Consider the following 19944-nt stretch of genomic DNA (forward strand, 5'->3'; position numbering starts at 1 on the left):
ATTGTGGGGGGCGGATCGACGGTTCAACGTCTGACCTCTCCTGCACCTTCGGGCCCGTACAGGCTTCGGACAAGCGCCCGGCCCCTCTTGAACACGTCTGGACCGGCGGGCGTCAGCGTGCGGTGTGCGTGGCGGTGACGCACCGGGCCCGCGCGGCCAGGAGATCTTTTTGGACGCGCGGGCTCCGAGAGCGTGGGTGTCAGACCTGCGAGTCGGCCCGGCGGCGGCGCAGTGCCATCACGCCGATGCCCGCCGCGCCGACGAGCCCGGCCCCGGTCGCGAGGGAGGCCGCGTTCGAGCCCTCGCTGGTGCTGCCGACACCGGTCTTCATCGGGCCGACCGGGCTCGTGTTGCCGCAGACGCGCTGCGCGTCCGTGGTCGCGAGGGCCGCCGCGTTTGCCAGCGAGGCCGCGTTGTCCTCCTCGGCCTTGCCCGGGTGACCGCCGGCCTCTTCCTGCTTCTTCAGGTCGGCGGCAGCGGCGTCGGAGTCCGCCTGGGCCTGGTTGGCCTTGGTCGTCGCGGTGTCACACGCCGCGGAGGCCTGCGGGGCGGCGTGGGCTATCGGCGCACCGAATCCAAGCGCGACGGTGAGAGCTGCTGCGGCGGGAAGGGCGTAACGGATAGAGCGCATGGCCTCTGCTTTCACCAAACAGGTGCGGCGCCCGATGCGCCGCAGTCGTCCCTGCTCCCTCCATCAAGACGCCATAGGCAACGAACCGCACGGCAGGGCTGCTTCTCCTTTTCCGCCGAACGTGGTACTGCCCCTTCCCTCTGATCGTCAATGCCTGCAGGTGACAGCGTTGGGACGAGCAAAGCGATCGACGGACGGAAGCACCCGCTGAACGGGTGACGCCCCCACATGAAGGGGACACAGATGCCCTGTTGGCCCCGACAGCGCGCTTAAGCCTGATGCAGAACTGCCGTCGGGCGCCTAGGCCGTTTCGTTTGGATCATCTGATCGTTGGCCCGGACGTGCCGTTGACTGACGCGCAGTGGGCGCGGATCGAGCCGCTACTACCGGCCCGGACGCCGAGGCGAGGTGGGCGGTGGCGGGATCACCGGGAAGTGATCGATGCAATCGCCTGGAATTTTCAGACAGGGTCGCAATGGGTGTATTTGCCTGCGAAGTACGGCAACTGGAGGGGCGTCTACAACAGGCTGCGGATGTGGGCCGTGGACGGTACTTGGGAGCGAGTGTTCGCCGTCTGATGGCCGATGCGGACGCTGACGAAGCCCTGATCTGGGTTGTCTCGGTGGACTCCACAGTCGTGCGCGCTCACCAGCACGCCGCCGGGGCCCGTAAAAAAAGGGCCCCGGTCGGTGAGCCGGACGACCACCCCATCAGCCGTCCGTGGCCCCAGCTGAGCCCAGGGTCCTCGCTCTTGTGAAGAGCCCCACGGCTCCGGCTGATCGGGAGGTGGCCCTGGGGACGGTTCGAACCACGGCACGGTACGCCGACCGAATCCGAAGGGGCAGGGGCCGGTCTGCGTCCCTCTTGTCGAAGCGCTCCAGGCGCTGCGTATTGACCAGACGTCCCACCCGGCCCCCGCCAGGGTGGGCCCAACGGCCCACCCGCAGTGCTTATTAGGCGTACTCATCGCGCGCGATCCGCGAGCACCTGCGCAAGCGCGGTATCCGCGCGGTGATCCCTGTCCCGGCGGATCAGAAGGGCCACCGACCGCGTCGAGGCAGCCGCGGTGGCAGGTCACCCACCGCCGACCGTGAGGCATACAAACAGCGCAGCAGGGTCGAGCGGTGCATCAATCGCCTGAAGCAGTGGCGCGGCGTTGCCACCCGCTACGAAAAGACTGCGGTCATCTACCTGGCCGGGCTCTATGTCGCGGCCATCTTCCTGTGGTCCGCACGGTGAGCCACCGCGCTCCGGTCAGGACGAGTGCCGCGACGGCGGGGCGAGCGCGGGAGCCTTGTCAGCGGACGACGTCGAAGACGTTCTTCTGCAGCCCGTTGGCGTAGGCCTCGTGCTCGACGAGCTTCAGCTTCTGTGTGTCCTTGTCGGTGGCGCTGAAGAGCCGCTTGCCCGCCCCGAGCAGCAGCGGGAAGACGACCAGGTGGTAACGGTCGATCAGGCCGGCGTCCGAAAGCGCCCGGTTCAGGGAGGCACTGCCGTGGACGATGATGGGGCCGCCCTCGGTCCCCTTCAGCGCGGCGACCTCGTCGAGGGTGCGCAGGATTGTCGTCTCGCCCCAGTTCGATACCAGGTCGTCCTCGGTGAGGGTGGTGGAGACGACGTACTTCGGCATCAGCTTGTAGTCGGCGAAGTCCGCCATGTCGGGCCACACCGGGCTGAACGCCTCGTAGCTGGTCCGGCCCATCAGGATCGCGGCAGCCTCCTGCTGCTCCCGGCCCTTGATCTCGAAGGCCTCGGGGAGGAACTCGACGTCCTTAAAGGTCCACCCGGAGTTCCGGTAGCCGGGCTCGCCTCCCGGGCCTTCCACGACGCCGTCGAGCGATATGAAGGCGGTGCTGATCAGGGTACGCATCTCGGTTCCTCGGTGTCTCGTGTCTGGATCTCAGCGGGTGCGGCCGGTGCACGCTTCGACCACCTTCGTGGCTGCGGTGCACCAATCACGATCTATGACTGTGGATCATGGAGGAACTCATCGGTCGCCGCCACCCTTTTCCGACAGCCTCGGCCATCTGAATCACCTCGGCGAGTCACACACGTGCCAGATCGTGCGACCTGGCCGCAACAGGTGGCGCTGCATCTTGATGCAGTCGCACTCCGTGATCCAAACGAAACGGCCTAAGCCGCTGGCCTTGCCGTTGCGGTCGGCATCGGCGCTGTTCACGGCGGCGCGCAGTGTGACGACGCCGTTGCCGGGCCGGGCCCTGTCGCCGAGGTGCGCTTCTACGTGTGATGCCTTTTGGGCGGGTCGCAGGTGCACCGCCGTGGTGCCGGATGGTCCCTGGATCGGGACGTTGGTCTCTGGCGGGCACGGAGGGGCCAGGGAACGCTGGGGAGAGTAAGTATGTCTGCCGACCCAAGGAGCCTCATGGGCGTCAAGATTCGCAGCCGCCTTGAGCGCGTCTGCGGGGAGCACCGTGCCGTGTTCATCGAGCGCCGCCGTCTGGACGCGGACCGTACCATCGGCGGCTTTGTCCTGGAAACGAACCAGGACTGGACTCTGATGGCGCCGCTGACGGGCTTGGCACCGGACGGTTGGATCGCCTTGCGGACGGCGGATGTCACCGAGGTGAGCGTGAAGGGGGAACGGGATGTGGCGATGCGCTGGCTCAAGCACAAGGGCACGTGGCCGGCACAGCCCCCGTCTGACGGCTTTCCCCTGACAGATGCCCGATCCATCATCGAAGCGGTCAGTGACCGCTGGGGCCTGGTAGGTCTCTCCCATGAAGCGGACGACATGGACTGCCTGCACATTGGTGCCGTCGAGCGCGCTGCTCCGAAAAAGGTCCGCTTGCGAGAGCTCGATGCCAAGACTCGGTGGGCCGTGCGTGCCACGAAACTCCGCTATGCCGATATCACGCGCATCGATTTCAACGACGCGTACATGACCGCCCTGGGAACTCTGGCGGAGCCGGCACCAGGCCAGCTTTACCGCCACCGCGCGGTTTCTGGCAGCACTGCCACTGTTCACGTTATTGCCAAAGGCACCGGCACCCACGGGTCCACTGGCACCGCCGACGGTCGCTGAGGTGCCGGTGAAGGAGTTGCAGTGGCCGTCGGTGCGGTGGGTACCCGGGGCGGGCGCGGCACGATCCAGCCCAGGGGCACACAGGCAAGGTAGGGCGGGCAGCTGCTGTGTGAGGCTCCTGGACTCACCTGCGGTGGCTCGCTGGACGGAATTGCGGGCAGGGATTCGCTGTGTGCGGCAGGTGGTGGCCTGGCGATAATGGACGGAGGCGGTATGCGTAACGGGTTCGCTGAGGGGAGGCTCTGGGACCAGGAGGGGACTGCCTGGACCCGGACCAGGAACTGGGTCGATCCAGAGGAGGCCGTCGCGCTCATCGACTCCGGGGCGCGGTGGGTTATCAACGGGTGCAGCTCACCCTTCACCTGGCCGGATCCTCAGTCGGAACGGGAGCTGAGGAGGGACGTGCTGCCGCGGCTCATCACGCGGCGCAGGGCACTCAAGCGGGCCCGCAGACGAACGGTGCCCACCGTCTGGTTCGCCGAACTGTGGGAAGAGGAAGGCGGCGGCCAACTCGTTCTCCTTCTGGAGAGCGGCCCGTACCCCAGATCCACCTCGCAGTTCCACTGAGGCAACCGTCGGCGATGGCGTGCGCACATCTTCGGCCGGGGTAGCGCAGGATCGGTCGACCCGTCCGGGGATGGCTGCGGCTCGGCTGTGGGTGCGGGAGATGTCACTTCAGGTCGCGCTCGTGCAGGATGCTTTTCGGGTTGATCTCGCGCCGGATGGCACGGTTTGTGCTGTCGACGATGACGGTCGCGCCAATCCTGGACCATGTGCCGAGGTGTGCCGCTGTGGAGCCGTTCGGTCTATTTGGTGAGGCGCGTCGTTGTCCGCCCCGGTGTGATGGGCGTATGGGGTTGACGATGTGGGGCGCGGCCGCGGTGTTCCTGGTGCTGTTCGCCGTGGGGGTCTGGCGTGAGCCGCGACGGCTGCGCAACGCGGTCCTCCTGGGCCTGGCGCTGGCCTGCGTCACCCTGGATGTGGTGGGGCGACTGGGCGAGGAGCACGGCCGGGTGGTGACGATTGCCGCCTACGTACTGCTGGTGCTGCCCGTCGTGTCGTGCGTGTTGCTCGCCGGAGTGCTGATCGCGAACGGCTGCATCATCGTCCGCAAAGAAGGCCGGTCGCTGTCGCACCTGTTGTCGCTGATGGCGGGAATCGCCATGCTGACCGCACTGGCGTTGACGTGGGCGGCGGTGGTCTGGCAGAACCGGGACCTCTCGGTCCCCGCGGAGATGGTCCTCCTGGTCGGCGGGTACCTGTCGTTCCTCTTCGTCTGTTTCCTCCTGTACGGCTTCCTGTATACGCGCCTCCCACCGCGTCGCGATGCCGCGTTCGTCGTCGTCCTGGGCTCCGGCCTCATCGGCGGATCCCGGGTCTCGCCGCTGCTCGCCGGCCGCCTCGACCAGGGCCGCCGGGTTTTCGAGCGCCTGGAACGCTCCGGACGTCGCCCCCTGCTCATCACTTCGGGTGGTCAGGGGCCTGACGAACTGCTCCCGGAAGCCGAGGCGATGGCCGGATACCTGACCCGAAACGGGTTCCCCGCGGACCGCCTCCGCATTGAGGACCGATCCCGTACCACTGAGGAGAATCTGCGCAACAGCCGGGCGCTGATGCAGGAGCTGCGCCCCGAGGCGTCGTGCGTCATCGTCACCAGCAACTATCACGCCTTCCGTGCTGCCCTCATGGCCCGGAAAACCGGTGTGCAGGGCACCGTCGTCGGCGCCCGTACAGCCGCCTACTTCTGGCCCAGTGCCACACTGCGGGAGTTCGCCGCCCTGCTGTCAGCCCACCGCACCGTCAACGCCTGCGTGTGCGCGGTCCTGCTGCTGCCGCCGTTGGCCGCTTGGTGGCGCGGTTGAGTGCACACCGGACCACTCGGATGTCTGCCCTGTACGCCCGGGCAGGTGGCGCTGAGGTCCAGTCGATGGAGCCCCCTGACGAGCGCATGCGGCTCGGAGCACCTGTAGGAGCTGTGGCTGGCGGAGTGCGTGCCTGGCAGGTCTGTGATCGTGCAGGGCATCCTCGGCACTCTGCTGAGTGGCGCGAACGCGCAGGACAGTTCGTGCAGCTGAGGATCTAAGGGTGCTGATATGAGGCTGTTGCGCCGCTCAACCGCGCCCTCATCGCTGTGGTGGGAGCCGCCTATGGCGTCATAGCGTCCTACGTCCTGGAAGTAGTGGCGTACTACGAGTCCGAAGATCGAGATGCACCAAGCGTCGGGGCGGTCAATTCCTTGACCGCTGGCGGAACTCGCAGAGTTGCAGACTGCGCCCGTCTAATGGGCGGGCCGCTGGCCCGGACGATGAAGGCCTGGGTGTCCGGCAAGCGCCGGCCGAACGCGAAGAACCTGGACGCCATTGAACATGCCTACCGCACGGTGCGCCGCGAGAACGTTGCAGCGCACCTCCTTTAACCCCTCAACGGCGAGGGAGGAACGCGGGTGGAAGTCCCACCCGCTCAACCAGCCCAGACCTCAGTCTCCACCACCCGGGCATCGAACACCCGCTCCGAACCAGGCCAGTTGCTTCACCGACCTGCTCCGCCGGGGTCAGGCCGTGCCCGGGCTCATCCGCGCGGGCCCCGTCACACCGAGGCTGAGGCGCGCGCGGTCGAGGTATTCCTCCCGCGCGACTCGATACCTCTCATAGATCTGGTCCCAGCTCTCGTCACGGGCGCCTTGGCCGGGAGTTGCCCGGGCGAGTCCTTCCAGCTGCCAGAGGTATTGGTTCATGCGTTCCGCGGCGGCTCTGGTGGGCTTGTCTCCCAGAAGGAGCAGGGTCTCAGACAGGGGGTGGCAGCGGGCGGTCAGGCGTCAGGGTCGACTTCGGCGTGCGTGAACCGCGCGGGCTTGCCCAGCGACCGGGCGTAGGCGATTTCGGCTCGGGTGCTGTCTCCGATGTAGTCGCCGACTACGAGCACCTCATGCTGGGGCCGTGCGGTCGTGGGTGGTGTCAGAGGACCAGTCCTGTGAGGGGTTCGGTGCCGTCGATGAAGGCGCGGGCCACGTCGGACAGGCGGCGGTTGTGTGCGCGGGCGTAGCCGCGCAGCGCGGTGAAGGCTGTTTCCATGTCGGTGTTGAGGCGTTCGGCGAGTTTCCCCTTGGCCTGTTCGATCAGTACGCGGCTGTTCAGGGCGTTCTGGAGCTGTTCGTTGAGGAGGTTGCTGCGGTCGGTGGAGCGTTGTTGCAGGAGGCTGATGGTGGCGACGTCGGCCATGGCTTGCGCGATGGGTGCGTCGACGGGGTCGAAGGGGCCGGGGGTGGAGCGGAAGAGGTTCAGGGCGCCGACTACCTCGTTCCGCAGTCGCATCGGATGCGCCTGGACGGCTGCGAAGCCGCGCTGGTGGGCCTGGGTCACGAAGCGCGGCCAGCGCGCGGCTTCCGTGCGCAGATCGGGGACGCTCACCGTCCGTCCGGTGCGGAAGCTCTCCAGGCAGGGGCCTTCGTCGTTCTGGAGCTGGAACAGCTCCAGGAGGCGCACCTGTTCGCTGGAGGCCGCCATCACCCGGAGCACGCCCTCCCGGTCGGCGAGGAGTACACCGGCGGCGCTGACGTCGAGGATGCCCACGCAGCGGTCGGTGAGCAGGCGCAGGAAGTCGATGAGGTCGAAGTCGGCCACGAGGTTGTCGGCGAGTTCGACGAAGGTTTTGGACAGAAGCTGCTGATCCATCGTGCACATCCTTGTGTGGAGACGGGTTGCGCCGGGTGGGGGCGGGACGTGCCGTCAGGTGTCATTGTCGGTCTGGTCCGGGTCCGGGGGGAAGCGCAGGCGGCGGGCGACCACGTCGGCGGCCACGTCGGCGAGACGGCGGCCTTGGGCGTAGGCGTGGGCGCGCAACCGGATGAATGCCTCTTCGAGGCCGACGCCGAGTTGTTCGGTGAGCATGCCGGTGGCCTGATCGATCTCCGCGCGGTTGCCGCCCAGGTCCGCCAGGCCGCCGTGATCCGGCCCGCCGGTCCCGGTGCCGAGCAGGATGAGGGTGGCGGTGTCGGCGAAGGCCATCGCATCCGCCAGGTCCTCGGTGTCCAGGCCGCCCGGGGCTATGGCGTACATGTCCAGGACGCCGGGGCTGATCGCGCCGATCTGCAGCGGGAACGCGAAGACCGCGCCCGCGCCGGCCAGCTCGGCGGCGGGGGCGAACGCGGGCCAGCGGACGTGCACGTCATCGGCCCGCAGGTCCGGAGTCAGTACGGCGCTCCCGCGGGTGAAGGCGTCCACGCACGGCCCTTCGCCGAGGGTGAGCTGCAGTTCCTCCAGCCGTTCGCTGACGGTGTCGGTGCTGCACAGCGGATGGCTGGCCGAGCTCCGGGACATCGCCGACACCCCGGCGCCGCCGATCGGCAGCGCGGCCACCGCCGCGGCACATACGTCGAGCACGCTGACCCGGGCCCCGCGTCCGGCCGCTTCCTCGGCCACCAGGCCCTGGATCCGGGCCGACCGGCTACCTGCCGTCACCGGGCGCACCTCATCTGGTGGTCCTGAGGGTCGCGCAGCGCCGTGACAGCAGTGCGCCCGGGAGAACGGCCAGGAGCGGAGCGAGCCGGGGTACGGTCTCGGGCATCGCAGGAGGCTGCGGGGCCGGTGGGCTCCCGGAGAGGGCGTCGGGAAGGGTGAGGAAGGGAGCTTGAGCCGGTGAGGGCGAAGAGCCGTTCCAGCGCCGGACTCGGGAAGTGCAGGTGCAAGGATCCTCCGACGGCGGTGGCGTTCAGTAGCGCGTGCAGAAAAGTGTTGAGGCCGCTGCAGTCGCAGAACGTCACGGCGGTGACATCTACGTCGATGACGCGGATGCCGTCGCGCAGGCACCGTGCCAGTGATTCGCGCACCAGGGGCGCGGAGTCCAGGTCGATCTCACCGGCCAGCGTCACCAGTGCCCGGTTCTGTGTGTCGTGACGGTCGACGTTCAGCAGGTGCGTGATGGTCATGGCGCCTCGGTTCACGAGACCGCGCCGGGCTCGCGGCACGCTCGTACTGTGGTGCGGGCAGGCGAATGACTAATCCAGCAGCGGGTGTTCCGGGGCCAAGGACCCAGCCGGTTCCCCTCGAGTATGCATGGGGCCCGGACGGACAATCCGCTCCCACAGGCATCTGTGCGCATCAGGAATGGGCCGCCGGGGTCTGGGACGTCTGTTAAGCAGCATAGCCTTCCGGCCGGGCCGGTGGACGATCAGCGGCTTGCCGGAATTCGGGCCGTCGGGTACGCCTGCGAGCCGGGATCCGGACGCGCCGTGTACGGGGTGATCTCGCTGGTGTTCTGGGCGATCACCGCGGTCGACTCGTCGAGGCGTTTGTCGTTGACGCGCGGGGCCTTGACCGACACGGTCCCAGCGGAGGTGGTCACCTTCCGGAGCTGGTGATGGCCATTGCGGACCACGAGCCGCCGCCCACGTTTGTCCTTCTCGTCGGCCACGGCTATATAGGCATCGACTTCGGCCTCCAGTGCGGCGGCGAGCATCCGCCTCGCGCCTTCCTGGACGATCTCGTCGATGAGCGAGGAGCCGTTGGCGGTGGTGTCGTCGGCGGTGACTACGCTGAGCACGGGCGTGCCTTCCCGACCGGTGTTCACAGCACCGGCCTACTCGATGACCATCGATTCGATCACTCGGGAAGGTATGCCCTTCGCGTTCAACCCGAGGCCGATCCACAGGTCTTGAGCATTGCTCGCCGAACACTCCCGCACCACACTGCACAGCAGCACCATTGCTCAGCCCATCCGAACCTGACGCGGACGACCGTGCCCGGGTGAGCCACAGGGCCCATGTCAGTCGGAACGCGGAGATGCCCGCAGCCCCCTCACCAACACCAACCGGGCGCGCCGCACAGCGAGATACAGAACCGTCACGCCCACGCTGGCCGTCGTCGCCATCAGGAAAGGGCGAGGCCGATAACTGGGGCGGCGCCCTCAGACATACAGCGCCGATCCGGTGTCCCACTACTGCAGTGCATGGACCGCGGCGGAGAACACGGGGGACATCCGGGACGCTGCCGGGACAATGAGGCGGGCGGTGCCAGGGCGACAGCTCGCGGCCAGCAGGGCCCCGGTCAGCAGCCGGTGGCGCCGGGTCAGTCGGACCCAGGCACGCTCGTACTCCTCCGGTCGCCCGGCGGCCAGGCAGCGGACGGCGGCCCCCGCCGTCGCCAGCGCGAGGGCGATGCCCTCACCGGTGAGGGCATCCACGTAGCCCGCGGCGTCGCCGACGAGCAGGACACGGCCGGCGACTCTGCGCCGCACCCGCTGCCGCAGTGGTCCGGCGCCGCGTACCTCCGTCGCGGCCGGGCCGCGCAGCGACGCGGTGAGGGCCGGGAAGCCGGACAGGTGCTCGTCGTATCCGCGACGGTTGCGGCTGAGGACGGCGACGCCCACCAAGTCGTCGTCGACCGGTGTCACATAGGCCTCGCCGTGCCCGGACCAGTGGACCTCCACGAAGTCCGTCCACGGCTCGACGCGGTAGTGCCGGCGCAGTCCGTAGCGGCCGTGGGCGATGCCCGGCAGATCAAGACCCAGGCCGCGGCGCACCGGTGAGTGCAGGCCGTCGGCGGCGATCAGCCAGCGTGCCGTGGTGCCCGCGGCGGTGACTGTGTCCGTGCTCTGGCGCACCTCGCCGACCTTGCCCGGCAGCATGCGCACACCGACGTCGAGAGCGCGCCGGTGCAGTGCGGAGTGCAGCGTCGTACGGCGGATTCCCAGCCCGCTGCCGCCGCGGAAGGACGCTTCGGCGCGGGCGGCGCCGTCCACGTAACGGATGCCGCGCAGTTCGCGGCCGGTGACCTCGACGCCCAGCGCTCGCAGCGCGGTGACGCCGCCGGGCATGACGCCTTCTCCGCAAGCCTTGTCCACGGGCCCGGTCCGGGGTTCGACGACGACGGCCTCCAGGCCGGCGAGCGCGGCGTGGATGGCGGCGGCCAGACCGGCAGGTCCGCCGCCGGCCACCAGGACGTCGATCACGCCGGAGCAGCCGTGGTCGACGTGGTCGCGGCGGCCAGCGCCCGGTTCTCACAGCGGATGCGCACGGTGAGCAGGGCGGCGTTGAGGACCGTGAAGACCACCGCGGTGACCCAGGCGGTGTGCACCAGGGGCAGGGCCACGCCCTCCGCAACGACGGCCACATAGTTCGGGTGCCGCAGCCACCGCCACCGATACGGGCCGCCCGTCACCAGCGGCAGGCCGGGTACGACGATCACCCGGGTGTTCCACCGGGGTCCCAGGGTGCGGATGCACCACCACCGCAGCGCCTGGGCGGCCACCAGCACGGCCAGCATCGGCCAGGCCAGGGCGGGGACGAAGGGCCGGTCGCCCAGCCACACCTCGACCACGCAGGCGGCCAGCAGGCCGGTGTGGAGGGCGACCATCGCCGGGTAGTGGCCCAGCCCGGCCTCGGTCGCGCCGCGGGCGCGGCTCCACCGCTCGTTGCGGCGGGCGACGACGAGTTCGGCGACGCGCTCGCAAGCGACGGCGGCCACCAGCAGTCCGTACCAGATCATGTTTCCTACGTCCGTTGTGTCCTTCGATGGCCCGAACTACCAGCGCAGCAGGACGAGTTCGCAAGCGAAGCCGGGCCCCATCGCCAGCAGCAGACCCGGCGTGCCCGGCGCCGGGCTGCGTTCGGCGAGGGTGTCGCGCAGTACGTGGAGCACCGATGACGAGGACAGGTTGCCCACGTCGGCCAGATGACGCCATGTCACATCGAGTGCGCCTTCGGGCAGGTCGAGGGACTCGGTGACGGCATCGAGGACCTTGGGGCCGCCCGGGTGGCACACCCAGGCGGTCACGTCCTTCGGCTTGATCCCGTGGTCGCCGAGGAACCCCTCGACGTCATCGGCGAGGTAGCGGCGCACCACATCGGGGACCTGCGGGTCGAGCACGACCTGGAAGCCGGTGTCCTTGACGTCCCAGCCCATGACGCCCCCTGTGTCCGGATACAGGTGGCTGCGGGTGTCCACGATCGTCGGGCCTGCGGTCGCGTCCGGGCGTTCCGCGCGGTCCGCGCCGAACGCGACGACCGCGGCAGCGCCGTCGCCGAACAGTCCGGTGGCGACCAGGTTGGCCATGGAGGCGTCGTTGCGCTGGAAGGTGAGCGAGCACAGTTCGACCGACAGCAACACCGCCACGTGACCGGGCCGGCCCAGGAGGTAGTCGTGCATCCGGGACAGGCCGGCGGCACCACCGGCACAGCCCAGGCCGAACAGGGGCAGCCGTTTGACGTCCGGCCGTAGTCCGAGGCGGCCGACCAGCCGTGCGTCGATCGAGGGGGTGGCGATACCGGTGACCGAGGTGAAGATCAGCAGATCCACGTCGGCGGCGGTCAGGCCGGCGGCGTGCAGAGCGCCCCGGACGGCCTTGGCACCCAGGTCGGTGGCGGCAGCGATGAAGACATCGTTGGAGGCGCCGAATCCGTCCAGTTCCTCGTACTGTTCGAGGGGCAGCGTCATGTGGCGCGATTCGACCTTCGCGCTGCGGTGCAGCCGGTCCAGGACCCGGCGGTCGGTGCCCTCCGGCAGGCAGGTGCGGGCCACCATGTCGGTGATCTCGTGCTGGGGGCGACGGTGCGGTGCGAGGGCACCGTGGACGGCTGCGATCCGGGTCATACGGTTCCCGTCTGGTTCCTGCAGGGGGACTGACTGGCTTTGCACGTGTTCCCCGGTCCGGGACTTCGACACCCCTTGATCGCCCGTCCGGCCCCTCGTCCCGGGGGAACGGTGCTCCAGCCGGGTGGGCCGGGGCGCATACCATCGGCCGGGTGGGCACTCCCGAGCAGTCGACGGCAGGCGGCCCGGCCGCGAGTTGGGCCGGCCGGCTGGGTGGCCTCGCCGGGTCGTGCCACCCCGGGCCTGTTGTGGCGGTCACCGCTCTGATGACCGCGCTGGCCGCGACCGCCGGCCAGAGTGCCGTGGGTGGTGTGCTGGCCGGAGCTGCCGTTCTGACCGGGCAGTTGTCCGTCGGCTGGTGCAACGACGCGTTCGACGCACGCCGGGACATCGCGACCGGCCGCCGTGGCAAACCCGTTGTCGACGGCACGGTCGGTGTGAAGCAGGTGTGGGTGGCCGCGTATGCCGCGCTGGCGCTCTGCGTGCCGCTCTCGCTAGCCTGCGGCCTGTGGGCGGGCGCCGTTCACCTGGCCGGAGTGGCAGCGGCGTGGGCGTACGACCTGCACCTCAAGGCGACAGCATGGTCCTGGGCACCGTACGCAGTGGGCTTCGCCGCGCTCCCGGCGTTCGTGGCGCTGGGCCTGCCGGGGCATCCGTGGCCGACCTGGTGGGTTGTCACCGCCGGGGCGTTACTAGGGGTCGGAGCCCATCTCGGCGATGCGCTGCCGGACATCCGCAGAGATCTGGCGACCGGCGTACGGGGATGGCCACACCGGCTGGGCCCGAACGGCGCCCGGCTACTGCTGCCGGTGCCGCTGGTGGCCGCGTCCGCCGTTCTGGTATTGGGGCCCACCGGACCACCCGGCAAATGGGGAGCAGCAGCGCTCACAGTGGCCGGCCTGGTCGCGCTGGCGGGGGCGGTACTGGGACGCCGCCGGGAACGGGCGGCGTTCGCGGCAGCAGTCACTGTGGCGGTGGTGGACACGGCGTTGCTGCTGCTACGCGGCGCCGGAATCGCCTGACCCTTCGGCCCCGCCGGCCGGCACACCATACGAATCCCCTATACGAGAAGCGGGAGTTCTCCCTCCAGGGGGCTGCGACCGGCCCCTCCTCGGCCGTGAATGCCGGTCACGTGGGAGTTGGGTTGACGCTCATGGAGCCGGTCTGCGCCCCGTGGTTTGCATTCGAGGCGCCGCTACCCTCGGGAATTGCATCAGGCGGGCGAGAAGACGCAGGTCGCGTGGTCACGGCGGGAAGCGGAAGGACTCCGCAGGCTCTACGAACCGGCTGCCTGAGCAGGGGTGTTGCCGAGTCGTCGCGAAGACGCCCCGACAGAGGGTGTTGGATGCCGGACTTCAGCGGACCGACCGGCGGGTCCAGCCCTGTGGCGCCACCGAGCGAATCAAGGGCTCGGACGGTGGCCTCGCTCAAGGCGGGGACACGTCCGTGGCCCGCGTCTCGTTCGTCGTAGCGGGACGGTTACTCAACCTCGCATGCAGTCTCATATGCGCCGAGTGACCTTGATATGGAGAGCCAATTAGTTACCGGTCAGCTCTCCTCCTGCCGTTCGGCAGGCAGTTGCTCCAACAGCCCCCGCAAGTCGTCGGCGTGTTCTTCCTCCTGCGCCAGAAGGTCCTCGAATACGCGTCGTGTAGTGGGGTCACGGTCGCCCAGCCACTGCACGATCTCCGTGTAGGAAGCGATGGCGACCCGTTCGGCCACCAGGTCCTCTTCTACCATCTTGGCCAGGCCGGCGCTCGCGTCGTACTCGGCATGGGAACGACTGGTAAGGGTGTCGGGGTCGAAGTCAGGCTCACCCCCCAACTGCACGATCCGCGTGGCAAGCTTGTCCGCGTGCTCCTGCTCCTCCCGCGCGTGTTCGAGAAACTCCGCCGCCACCGGCTCCGAGTACATGCCGGTAGCGGTGAAGTAGTGGCGCTTGTAACGCAAAGTGCAGACGATCTCGGTGGCCAGAGCCTCATTGAGGATCTGGATAACCCGGGGAAGATCCGCACCGTACGCATCGGTTACCGGGCCCTTACCGATCTCCCTCCGAGCCCGCTCCCGGAGAGTCTTGATGTCGGTCAGAAAGTCAGCCACTGCACGTCCTCCTCGTCGATTGCTGCGCCGTCGTCATCAGTCCGCCCGTGGCGCCTCAGTACATGCCCGCCTGTTGGCTGCGTGATTGGGCTTGACCGGTCCGTACAACCGGCTTCCCTCGTTCGTCCCCATCACACCCATGGGCCTGCACCTGGCGGGGCGTTGGGGAGCCCCTCATCCCTCTTCGGCGGCGGCGGCACTCAGGATGTCCTCGCCGCACTGCCCCCGCCTCACCGCCGAACTCTCCGCCGACGAGTACTGCATCGCGGCCGTCCTGCACCCCAACACCTGGCCACGGCCCCGGCCAGATCCGCGTCTGGCTCGACCTCACCCTCGTCGACCCGCTCCACTCCTGGCGGCGAGGGCCGGGGCACCGGCCTCTTCCGGGCAGACGGTGCGCAGGCGTCCTGTCAGTACCTCGGGCCCGTACACGTCCGCGCGCAACGCGGCTTCGGTGACCGACTGAGCCGACTCAACCCCTCACCACCGAGGCCAGGGAAGAGGCCAGTGAGGATCTGCTTCGTGCGGGGCACAGGATGACCGGGGTACGCGCCGTTTCATGCCGGTGGGCGGGGTACGCGGTGGAACGAGCGGGCGTGACCAGCTGGGCCGGCGCTCGCCGACCTGGTTGGCAGATACGGGGCAACAGAAGAGAGGCTTGAAATGTACATAGGCATCGGAACGGTAGTCCTCATTGTGATCATTGTGCTCGTCGTCATGGTCATGCGCAGGCGCTGACCCTGCGTGACGCAGCCCTCCAACTGCTTGTCTCTCGTGATCGGTCCGTCGCTTTTGGAGGCTGATGGTGACCGCACAAGGCGAAACCGGCCGCGCCTCCTCCGGCCCGGAGGAGAGCAAGCGGCGTGGCCCTTCGCCGCGTCTCATTTCGTATGGACCGATGCCGGTCCTGGTCGCCGTGGGGCTGGCGGTCCTGACGGCGTCGGCGGTGATGTTCTCGTCCTGGTGGTGGGTTCCCGCGGCGGAGTCTGCCACTGATGGGCGCCGCCAAGCTGGTGGACCGCCGGACGCCGACTGCCGCGCATCGCCGTCGAGTCGGTCGGCTGCACGGTCGCAGCGGCGGCCACCGCGTGCCTGACCCTGGCATTCCTCCGCCGCGCTTCGCCCGACCCACCAACAGCCTGGCGCCGAGAGCCACTCCCCGTGCCCGGATCCCCGAGCCGATCAGCGCCTTCGAAAATCCTGGAAGCCAGGTTCAGGGCAGTTCCGGGGCGGCATGGGAAGGTCTGTCGCAGCAGGTGACGGATACTTCCGCACCTGCCACGAGCAAAGGACTGGGCGGGAGACACCCACTGCCTCAGTTCGAGTTTGAAGGGGTCGTGGCGGGTGACCCGGGTACTGCATCCGGCAGCGCTGTGGAGATGTAGGCGCCTGTGGTTGGGACCGTCAGCCCGGGCGCCGTTCGCCTCCGCGGAGTGGTTTTCCGCCCTGTCGGCATCGGTTGGACCGAGCCCTTGCGTTGCTTGAGGGCCTGGTTGGTCGCGTGCCCGATTGCTGCGGGCAGTGGGATGCCCCGGGTGACGTCCACGAGGGCAGCTGCTACCACACGCAATTTGATGTTGCTGTGTTGCGAGATCTCCACCAGCAGTGGCCAGCTCTCCTCGATCGAGCAGGACGCCCGGACCGTGAGTATGCCGAGACTCTGGTCGATCGCGGTACGGCTGCGCAGTGCTTCCTGCAGCTGATCGTTCTCGGCCCGCAGCCGCGCGCTGTCGCCCTCCACACCCGTCTCCGCGGGGGACCGTCCGCCAGGGCCGCTGCTCAACTCGCGGCCGTACGCCATCGGCCGCTCGGCTGGAGGAGCGAAGCTGTGGACGGTTCTTTGATTCAGTGACGGCCCGAGGAGAGCGGAGACGCTCCCGGTCACGACGAACATGCGCAGGACCATGGGCGAGGGCCGGTGAACTCGGAAGGCCATTCCAGCGGCACCGGCCCGTCGCGCGGCGACGAGCAGGGTGCTGAGTCCGGTGCAGTCGCAGAAACTCACGGCACCGAGGTCGAGGGCGAGGCCGTTCACCGGGGCGTGGAGGCAGTACTCGATCGATGCCGCGAGCAGTGGGGCGGCGCTCAGGTCGAGCTCGCCGGTGAGGGTCAGCCATACGTCGTCCTGCTCGTGGCAGAGGTCGACGGTCAGGGGTCGGAAGGACTGCATGGGACCTCGGTTCTGTGGCCTGCGACCGCGTCAACACCGATGCGCCGTCGGACAGGCCGTATGCCAGGATCGTGTCGCCGTCACAAGGTGGGCGAGGGCGCGGTGTGGGGGATCTGGTCGGTGTCGAAGGTCCCGGTGGTGATGGCCAGGGCGAGTTGGGTGAGGCGCTGGTTGTGAGCGCGTGCGTAGGCGCGCAGGACGTTGAATGCCTCGTCGACGGAGACTTGCCAGCGCTCGGCGAGGATGCCTTTGACCTGTTCCAGGATGATGCGGCTGGTCAGGGCGTACTGGAGCTGGGAGCGTTCCACCTCGTTGTGGGCGAGGGTGCGCTGTTGGAGGATGCCGATGGTGGCCATGTCCGCGAGGGCCTGGGCGAGAAGGACGTCCTCGTCGCTGAGGTGGCCCGGTTGGGTCTGGAACAGGCCGAGAGCTCCGATGACGCGCTCGCGCAGGCGCAGTGGGAAGGCGTTGACGACGGTGAAGCCAATGGCGCGCGCGCCGGTGGTGAACTGCGGCCAGGGCAGGGTCACGTCGGGGTCGGTGAGGTCGATGTGAATACGGGGCCGGCCACTGAGGTAGCAGTCGACGCAGGGTCCCTGCCCGGACTGCGAGGCGAAGACCTCCAGGAGCCGGGTGTGTTCGTCGGACGCGGCCAGGAGTTGGAGGTGGCCTTTCTCGTCACCGAGCAGGATGCCGGCCGCCGCCACGTCGAGGAGCTCGGTGCAGTGCTCGGCGAATTGCTGAAGGAACTCCAGCACGTCGAAATCGGCGACGAGGGAATCGGCGACTTCGAGAAAGACCTTGGAGAGCAGCTGTTCGCGGGGCATGGCGATCAGTCCTTGACTGGCAGGGAAGGCGGCGTGCTGTCGCCGGTGGGAGACAGCCGAAGCCGCCTGTTCACGATGTCGTGGGCCATGTCGGTGATGGGGCGGCCGGTACTGTAGGCGTGGGCGCGCAGGCGCAGCAGCGCCTGAGAGAGCGGCAGTTCGAGCTGGACGCTGACCATGCCGGTGGCCTGATGGATCACGGCATGCTCAAGGCTCTCGGGGAAGTCCAGGGCGTCGGCGTGATCCGGGACCTCGTCCATGGTGGCGAGGTAGCGGGTGGTCAGTGCGGCGGCCAGGGCCAGCGAATCGTCCATCTGCTCCGGCGTGAACCGGCTGGCAGTGTGCCGGGTGGCGCTGAGCACTCCGATACGGATCGCACCGAGGGCCATCGGGAAGCAGAACACCGATCGCACCCGCAGTCCCATCAGCTCCCGCAGCAACAGCGGCCAGCGGTCGGGGCGTTCATTGGTCAGGTCGCCCACGCAGACGACGGTGCCGGTGCGTGCGGCGTTCACCCCCGGCCCCTCGCCCAGCGTGAACTGGGCGTCCTCGAAGCTGCGCGCCGTGTCGCTGGAGCAGGCCACCGGCTCCAGCCCCGATTCTGTCGCCGTCAGTGACACCGCAAGACCGCTGACGTCCAGGGCCGCCGCTCCTGCCGCAGCCGCCGCGTCGACGCCCCCGGCGGAGTCGTCCTCCTCCAGGAAACAGAGCACTTTGGTCATGCTTTCGCTGATCACCTGGCTCGCCCTCGGGGCAGGCCGACGGCACAGCGGATCCCTACGAGCGAGGTCACCGAAGCGTCTCTGTGCTCACAACGGCAGGCGAACGGGAACGGCTGGGTGGGCATAGCGCCTCGGATCACGCGCTGCTGTGCGGGGTCCGGAACGCTCCGGCCTCGTCAGCTGACACGCTGTAGGTACAGGATCGTGCCGGAGGGACGACGGAAACATGCCCAAGCGGCAGTTGTTCCGTGGTGGCCCTGGTGAGATACGCCGGAACGGCCGGGTGAGCCCGGTGTCCCGCAGGCATCCGCATCGTCGTGCCGACCACGCCGGGGACTGGGACGCAGACACAGCGTAACCCCTTGGCCACTTCCCAGAACAGGGCGCCTTCACGCCTCATCAGCAGGCGCTGCGGACCGCCGACACCCCTCAGGTCAGCGAGCAGTACGCAGTGCAGTCGAACTGTCCGGGCGGCAAGAGCGGGGCTAGGCTGGCTCACGCGGCCTTGGTCCGGGGGGGTGCCCCGAAATGTGGACAGTCCTTGAAGGTCGGATCGTGGCCATGGTCGTGAGAATCGCCGACTTTGCCGACCCGCGATTCGCTGCTGGGTTGCCGCGCTGCATCGAGCCCCCTGCGATGCCCAGGAGGGCCTTCCATGTGGTCATGGACAGCCATTGGAGCCGCTGTCAGGTCGTCGGAGTGATGGCGATCACAGATGACCGAGAAGGGGTGCTGCGTAGGCTTGGGTAGTCGTCGCGATGGGGTTCGGGAGGGCGAGCGGAATCCTCCCGCCTCAACCTGGTGACCCGTCAGGGAAGTCAGCAAGTGGTCAGCATGAGTCCTGAAAAACCTGGGGAATACTGCCCGAACATGCGACTCGTTGTAGAGTGAGGGAACAGCACTTGACCTGCAAAAACGCAGGCAGGGAGCCTATGTCCAGGAGTACCTCGATGATGCGTACAATTTTCAAGTCCAAGATTCATCGCGCCACGGTGACTCAGGCCGACCTGCACTATGTCGGCTCGGTCACCGTCGATGCCGAGTTGATGGAAGCCGCCGACCTGCTGCCCGGCGAACTGGTCCATATCGTTGACATCGACAACGGTGCCCGGCTGGAGACGTACGTCATCGAGGGCGAGCGCGGCTCCGGCGTCATCGGCATCAACGGTGCAGCGGCCCACCTCGTGCACCCCGGCGACCTGGTGATCCTCATCAGCTACGCCCAGGTCGACGACGTCGAGGCGCGCACCCTGAAGCCCAGCATCGTGCACGTCGACGCGGACAACCGTATCGTCGCGCTCGGTGCCGACGCATCCGCTCCGGTGCCCGGTACCGACCAGGAACGCAGCCCGCACGCCGTGGTGGCGGGGGCCTGACCAGGAGGGACACCGTCCGATGACGGAGATCCGGGACGACCGGCCGCACGGCCGCATCGAAGCGTACGAAGACGGCCGGGGCGTCGGCCACATCTCCTACTTCGTGCTGGACGGGGACCCGTCCGCGCTCGTCGCCGTCCACACGGTCGTCGAACCGGCCCACGAGGGCAAGGGTGTGGCCAGCTCGCTGGTACGGGAGTTCTACGCGATGGCGGTCCGGGATGGCCTCGCCGTCGTGCCGCTCTGCCCGTACGCCGCCAAATGGGCCGAGCGTCACCCGGACGAGGCTCCGGCCGCACCGCCCGAGCTCGTACAGGCGGCGAAGGCGCAGCTGGCTTCGGACCCGCGCACCTGGTGAGCCGGGTGGTCGCGGGACCGGCTTCGGCGGTTTGACCCGGGAGGCGCGGGCAGGCGCGGAGGGAGAGAGTGGACGAAATGCGTCCGCCAGCCCTGTGGAGGTGTCCACCGTGACGCAGCCGTACCCCGACCC

18 protein-coding genes and 2 pseudogenes are annotated in these 19944 nt (G+C 68.6%); 7 read left to right on the plus strand and 13 right to left on the minus strand.

Annotated elements, in window-relative coordinates:
• Nucleotides 1-199: 199 nt before the first annotated feature.
• Nucleotides 200-631 carry a GVDTG sorting domain-containing protein gene (locus J0695_RS01170; RefSeq protein ID WP_206959225.1) on the minus strand — a complete coding sequence of 144 codons (432 nt, stop codon included), beginning with the start codon at nucleotides 629-631 and terminating at the stop codon, nucleotides 200-202.
• Between the two features lie 341 nt (nucleotides 632-972).
• On the opposite strand from J0695_RS01170, the pseudogene J0695_RS45580 reads away from it, so the two are divergent.
• A pseudogene (locus tag J0695_RS45580) lies at nucleotides 973-1870 on the plus strand (IS5 family transposase).
• Between the two features lie 58 nt (nucleotides 1871-1928).
• Here J0695_RS45580 and J0695_RS01185 read toward each other — a convergent pair.
• Nucleotides 1929-2501: a dihydrofolate reductase family protein gene (locus J0695_RS01185; protein ID WP_206959229.1), complete on the minus strand. Its 573-nt coding sequence runs from the start codon at nucleotides 2499-2501 to the stop codon at nucleotides 1929-1931.
• A gap of 513 nt (nucleotides 2502-3014) precedes the next feature.
• Between J0695_RS01185 and J0695_RS01190 the strand changes: the two genes are divergently transcribed.
• The 3 genes from J0695_RS01190 (at nucleotide 3015) to J0695_RS01200 (ending at nucleotide 5536) form a co-directional block, all read left to right on the plus strand.
• Nucleotides 3015-3674, plus strand: a complete 660-nt coding sequence (locus J0695_RS01190; protein ID WP_206959231.1) for a hypothetical protein — start codon at nucleotides 3015-3017, stop codon at nucleotides 3672-3674.
• Nucleotides 3675-4076: 402 nt separating this feature from the next.
• Complete coding sequence (locus tag J0695_RS01195) at nucleotides 4077-4241, plus strand: hypothetical protein (protein ID WP_206959233.1); 165 nt, start codon at nucleotides 4077-4079, stop codon at nucleotides 4239-4241.
• Nucleotides 4242-4525: 284 nt separating this feature from the next.
• Nucleotides 4526-5536: a YdcF family protein gene (locus J0695_RS01200; RefSeq protein WP_242552048.1), complete on the plus strand. Its 1011-nt coding sequence runs from the start codon at nucleotides 4526-4528 to the stop codon at nucleotides 5534-5536.
• Between the two features lie 1092 nt (nucleotides 5537-6628).
• On the opposite strand, the gene J0695_RS01205 is transcribed toward J0695_RS01200, so the two are convergent.
• The 7 genes and pseudogenes from J0695_RS01205 to J0695_RS01235 form a co-directional block, all read right to left on the minus strand.
• Nucleotides 6629-7345: a GAF and ANTAR domain-containing protein gene (locus J0695_RS01205; RefSeq protein ID WP_206959235.1), complete on the minus strand. Its 717-nt coding sequence runs from the start codon at nucleotides 7343-7345 to the stop codon at nucleotides 6629-6631.
• A 54-nt stretch (nucleotides 7346-7399) separates the two neighbouring features.
• Complete coding sequence (locus J0695_RS01210; protein WP_307798348.1) at nucleotides 7400-8131, minus strand: GAF and ANTAR domain-containing protein; 732 nt, start codon at nucleotides 8129-8131, stop codon at nucleotides 7400-7402.
• The gene (locus J0695_RS01215; protein ID WP_206959239.1) at nucleotides 8128-8598 is read right to left on the minus strand and encodes an STAS domain-containing protein; all 471 of its coding nucleotides are present in this window, start codon (nucleotides 8596-8598) and stop codon (nucleotides 8128-8130) included. The genes J0695_RS01210 and J0695_RS01215 overlap by 4 nt, the downstream gene beginning before the upstream one ends.
• A 287-nt stretch (nucleotides 8599-8885) precedes the next feature.
• A pseudogene (locus J0695_RS01220) lies at nucleotides 8886-9212 on the minus strand (transposase); the annotation flags it as partial.
• 393 nt (nucleotides 9213-9605) lie between these two features.
• Complete coding sequence (locus J0695_RS01225) at nucleotides 9606-10619, minus strand: NAD(P)/FAD-dependent oxidoreductase (RefSeq protein ID WP_206959241.1); 1014 nt, start codon at nucleotides 10617-10619, stop codon at nucleotides 9606-9608.
• On the minus strand, nucleotides 10616-11155 hold the full coding sequence (locus tag J0695_RS01230; RefSeq protein WP_206959243.1) for an isoprenylcysteine carboxyl methyltransferase family protein: 540 nt from the start codon (nucleotides 11153-11155) through the stop codon (nucleotides 10616-10618). Before J0695_RS01230 ends, J0695_RS01225 begins: the two co-directional genes overlap by 4 nt.
• A 36-nt stretch (nucleotides 11156-11191) precedes the next feature.
• Nucleotides 11192-12259: a type III polyketide synthase gene (locus tag J0695_RS01235; RefSeq protein ID WP_206959245.1), complete on the minus strand. Its 1068-nt coding sequence runs from the start codon at nucleotides 12257-12259 to the stop codon at nucleotides 11192-11194.
• Between the two features lie 152 nt (nucleotides 12260-12411).
• Here J0695_RS01235 and J0695_RS01240 point away from each other — a divergent pair, with 152 nt between their 5' ends.
• Complete coding sequence (locus J0695_RS01240) at nucleotides 12412-13281, plus strand: UbiA family prenyltransferase (protein ID WP_206959247.1); 870 nt, start codon at nucleotides 12412-12414, stop codon at nucleotides 13279-13281.
• Nucleotides 13282-13807: 526 nt separating this feature from the next.
• Here J0695_RS01240 and J0695_RS01245 read toward each other — a convergent pair.
• From J0695_RS01245 to J0695_RS01260, 4 genes are all read right to left on the minus strand, one after another.
• Nucleotides 13808-14359 (minus strand): ferritin-like domain-containing protein, encoded by a 552-nt coding sequence (locus J0695_RS01245; protein ID WP_206959249.1) that lies wholly within the window; start codon nucleotides 14357-14359, stop codon nucleotides 13808-13810.
• A 1315-nt stretch (nucleotides 14360-15674) separates the two neighbouring features.
• A complete protein-coding gene (locus tag J0695_RS01250) occupies nucleotides 15675-16529 on the minus strand; it encodes an anti-sigma factor antagonist (protein ID WP_206959256.1) in 855 nt (284 codons plus the stop codon).
• 80 nt (nucleotides 16530-16609) lie between these two features.
• Nucleotides 16610-17356, minus strand: coding sequence for a GAF and ANTAR domain-containing protein (locus J0695_RS01255; RefSeq protein WP_206959257.1), 747 nt, complete (start codon nucleotides 17354-17356; stop codon nucleotides 16610-16612).
• 5 nt (nucleotides 17357-17361) lie between these two features.
• Nucleotides 17362-18078 carry an ANTAR domain-containing protein gene (locus J0695_RS01260; RefSeq protein ID WP_206959258.1) on the minus strand — a complete coding sequence of 239 codons (717 nt, stop codon included), beginning with the start codon at nucleotides 18076-18078 and terminating at the stop codon, nucleotides 17362-17364.
• 950 nt (nucleotides 18079-19028) lie between these two features.
• Between J0695_RS01260 and panD the strand changes: the two genes are divergently transcribed.
• Together panD and J0695_RS01270 are read left to right on the plus strand one after the other, a co-directional pair.
• Nucleotides 19029-19454, plus strand: a complete 426-nt coding sequence (gene panD / locus J0695_RS01265) for an aspartate 1-decarboxylase (RefSeq protein ID WP_206959265.1) — start codon at nucleotides 19029-19031, stop codon at nucleotides 19452-19454.
• Nucleotides 19455-19473: 19 nt separating this feature from the next.
• On the plus strand, nucleotides 19474-19812 hold the full coding sequence (locus J0695_RS01270; RefSeq protein ID WP_206959266.1) for a GNAT family N-acetyltransferase: 339 nt from the start codon (nucleotides 19474-19476) through the stop codon (nucleotides 19810-19812).
• Nucleotides 19813-19944: the final 132 nt, after the last annotated feature.

The sequence above is a fragment of the Streptomyces beijiangensis genome (genome assembly GCF_017315755.1).
Lineage (GTDB): Bacteria > Actinomycetota > Actinomycetes > Streptomycetales > Streptomycetaceae > Streptomyces > Streptomyces beijiangensis.

Coding starts and splice junctions, on each gene's coding strand:
- J0695_RS01170 (WP_206959225.1), bottom strand. CDS start 631: ATGCGCTCTATCCGTTACGCCCTTCCCGCCGCAGCAGCTCTCACCGTC.
- J0695_RS01185 (WP_206959229.1), bottom strand. CDS start 2,501: ATGCGTACCCTGATCAGCACCGCCTTCATATCGCTCGACGGCGTCGTG.
- J0695_RS01190 (WP_206959231.1), top strand. CDS start 3,015: ATGGGCGTCAAGATTCGCAGCCGCCTTGAGCGCGTCTGCGGGGAGCAC.
- J0695_RS01200 (WP_242552048.1), top strand. CDS start 4,526: ATGGGGTTGACGATGTGGGGCGCGGCCGCGGTGTTCCTGGTGCTGTTC.
- J0695_RS01205 (WP_206959235.1), bottom strand. CDS start 7,345: ATGGATCAGCAGCTTCTGTCCAAAACCTTCGTCGAACTCGCCGACAAC.
- J0695_RS01215 (WP_206959239.1), bottom strand. CDS start 8,598: ATGACCATCACGCACCTGCTGAACGTCGACCGTCACGACACACAGAAC.
- J0695_RS01230 (WP_206959243.1), bottom strand. CDS start 11,155: ATGATCTGGTACGGACTGCTGGTGGCCGCCGTCGCTTGCGAGCGCGTC.
- J0695_RS01235 (WP_206959245.1), bottom strand. CDS start 12,259: ATGACCCGGATCGCAGCCGTCCACGGTGCCCTCGCACCGCACCGTCGC.
- J0695_RS01250 (WP_206959256.1), bottom strand. CDS start 16,529: ATGCAGTCCTTCCGACCCCTGACCGTCGACCTCTGCCACGAGCAGGAC.
- J0695_RS01255 (WP_206959257.1), bottom strand. CDS start 17,356: ATGCCCCGCGAACAGCTGCTCTCCAAGGTCTTTCTCGAAGTCGCCGAT.
- J0695_RS01260 (WP_206959258.1), bottom strand. CDS start 18,078: ATGACCAAAGTGCTCTGTTTCCTGGAGGAGGACGACTCCGCCGGGGGC.
- panD (WP_206959265.1), top strand. CDS start 19,029: ATGATGCGTACAATTTTCAAGTCCAAGATTCATCGCGCCACGGTGACT.
- J0695_RS01270 (WP_206959266.1), top strand. CDS start 19,474: ATGACGGAGATCCGGGACGACCGGCCGCACGGCCGCATCGAAGCGTAC.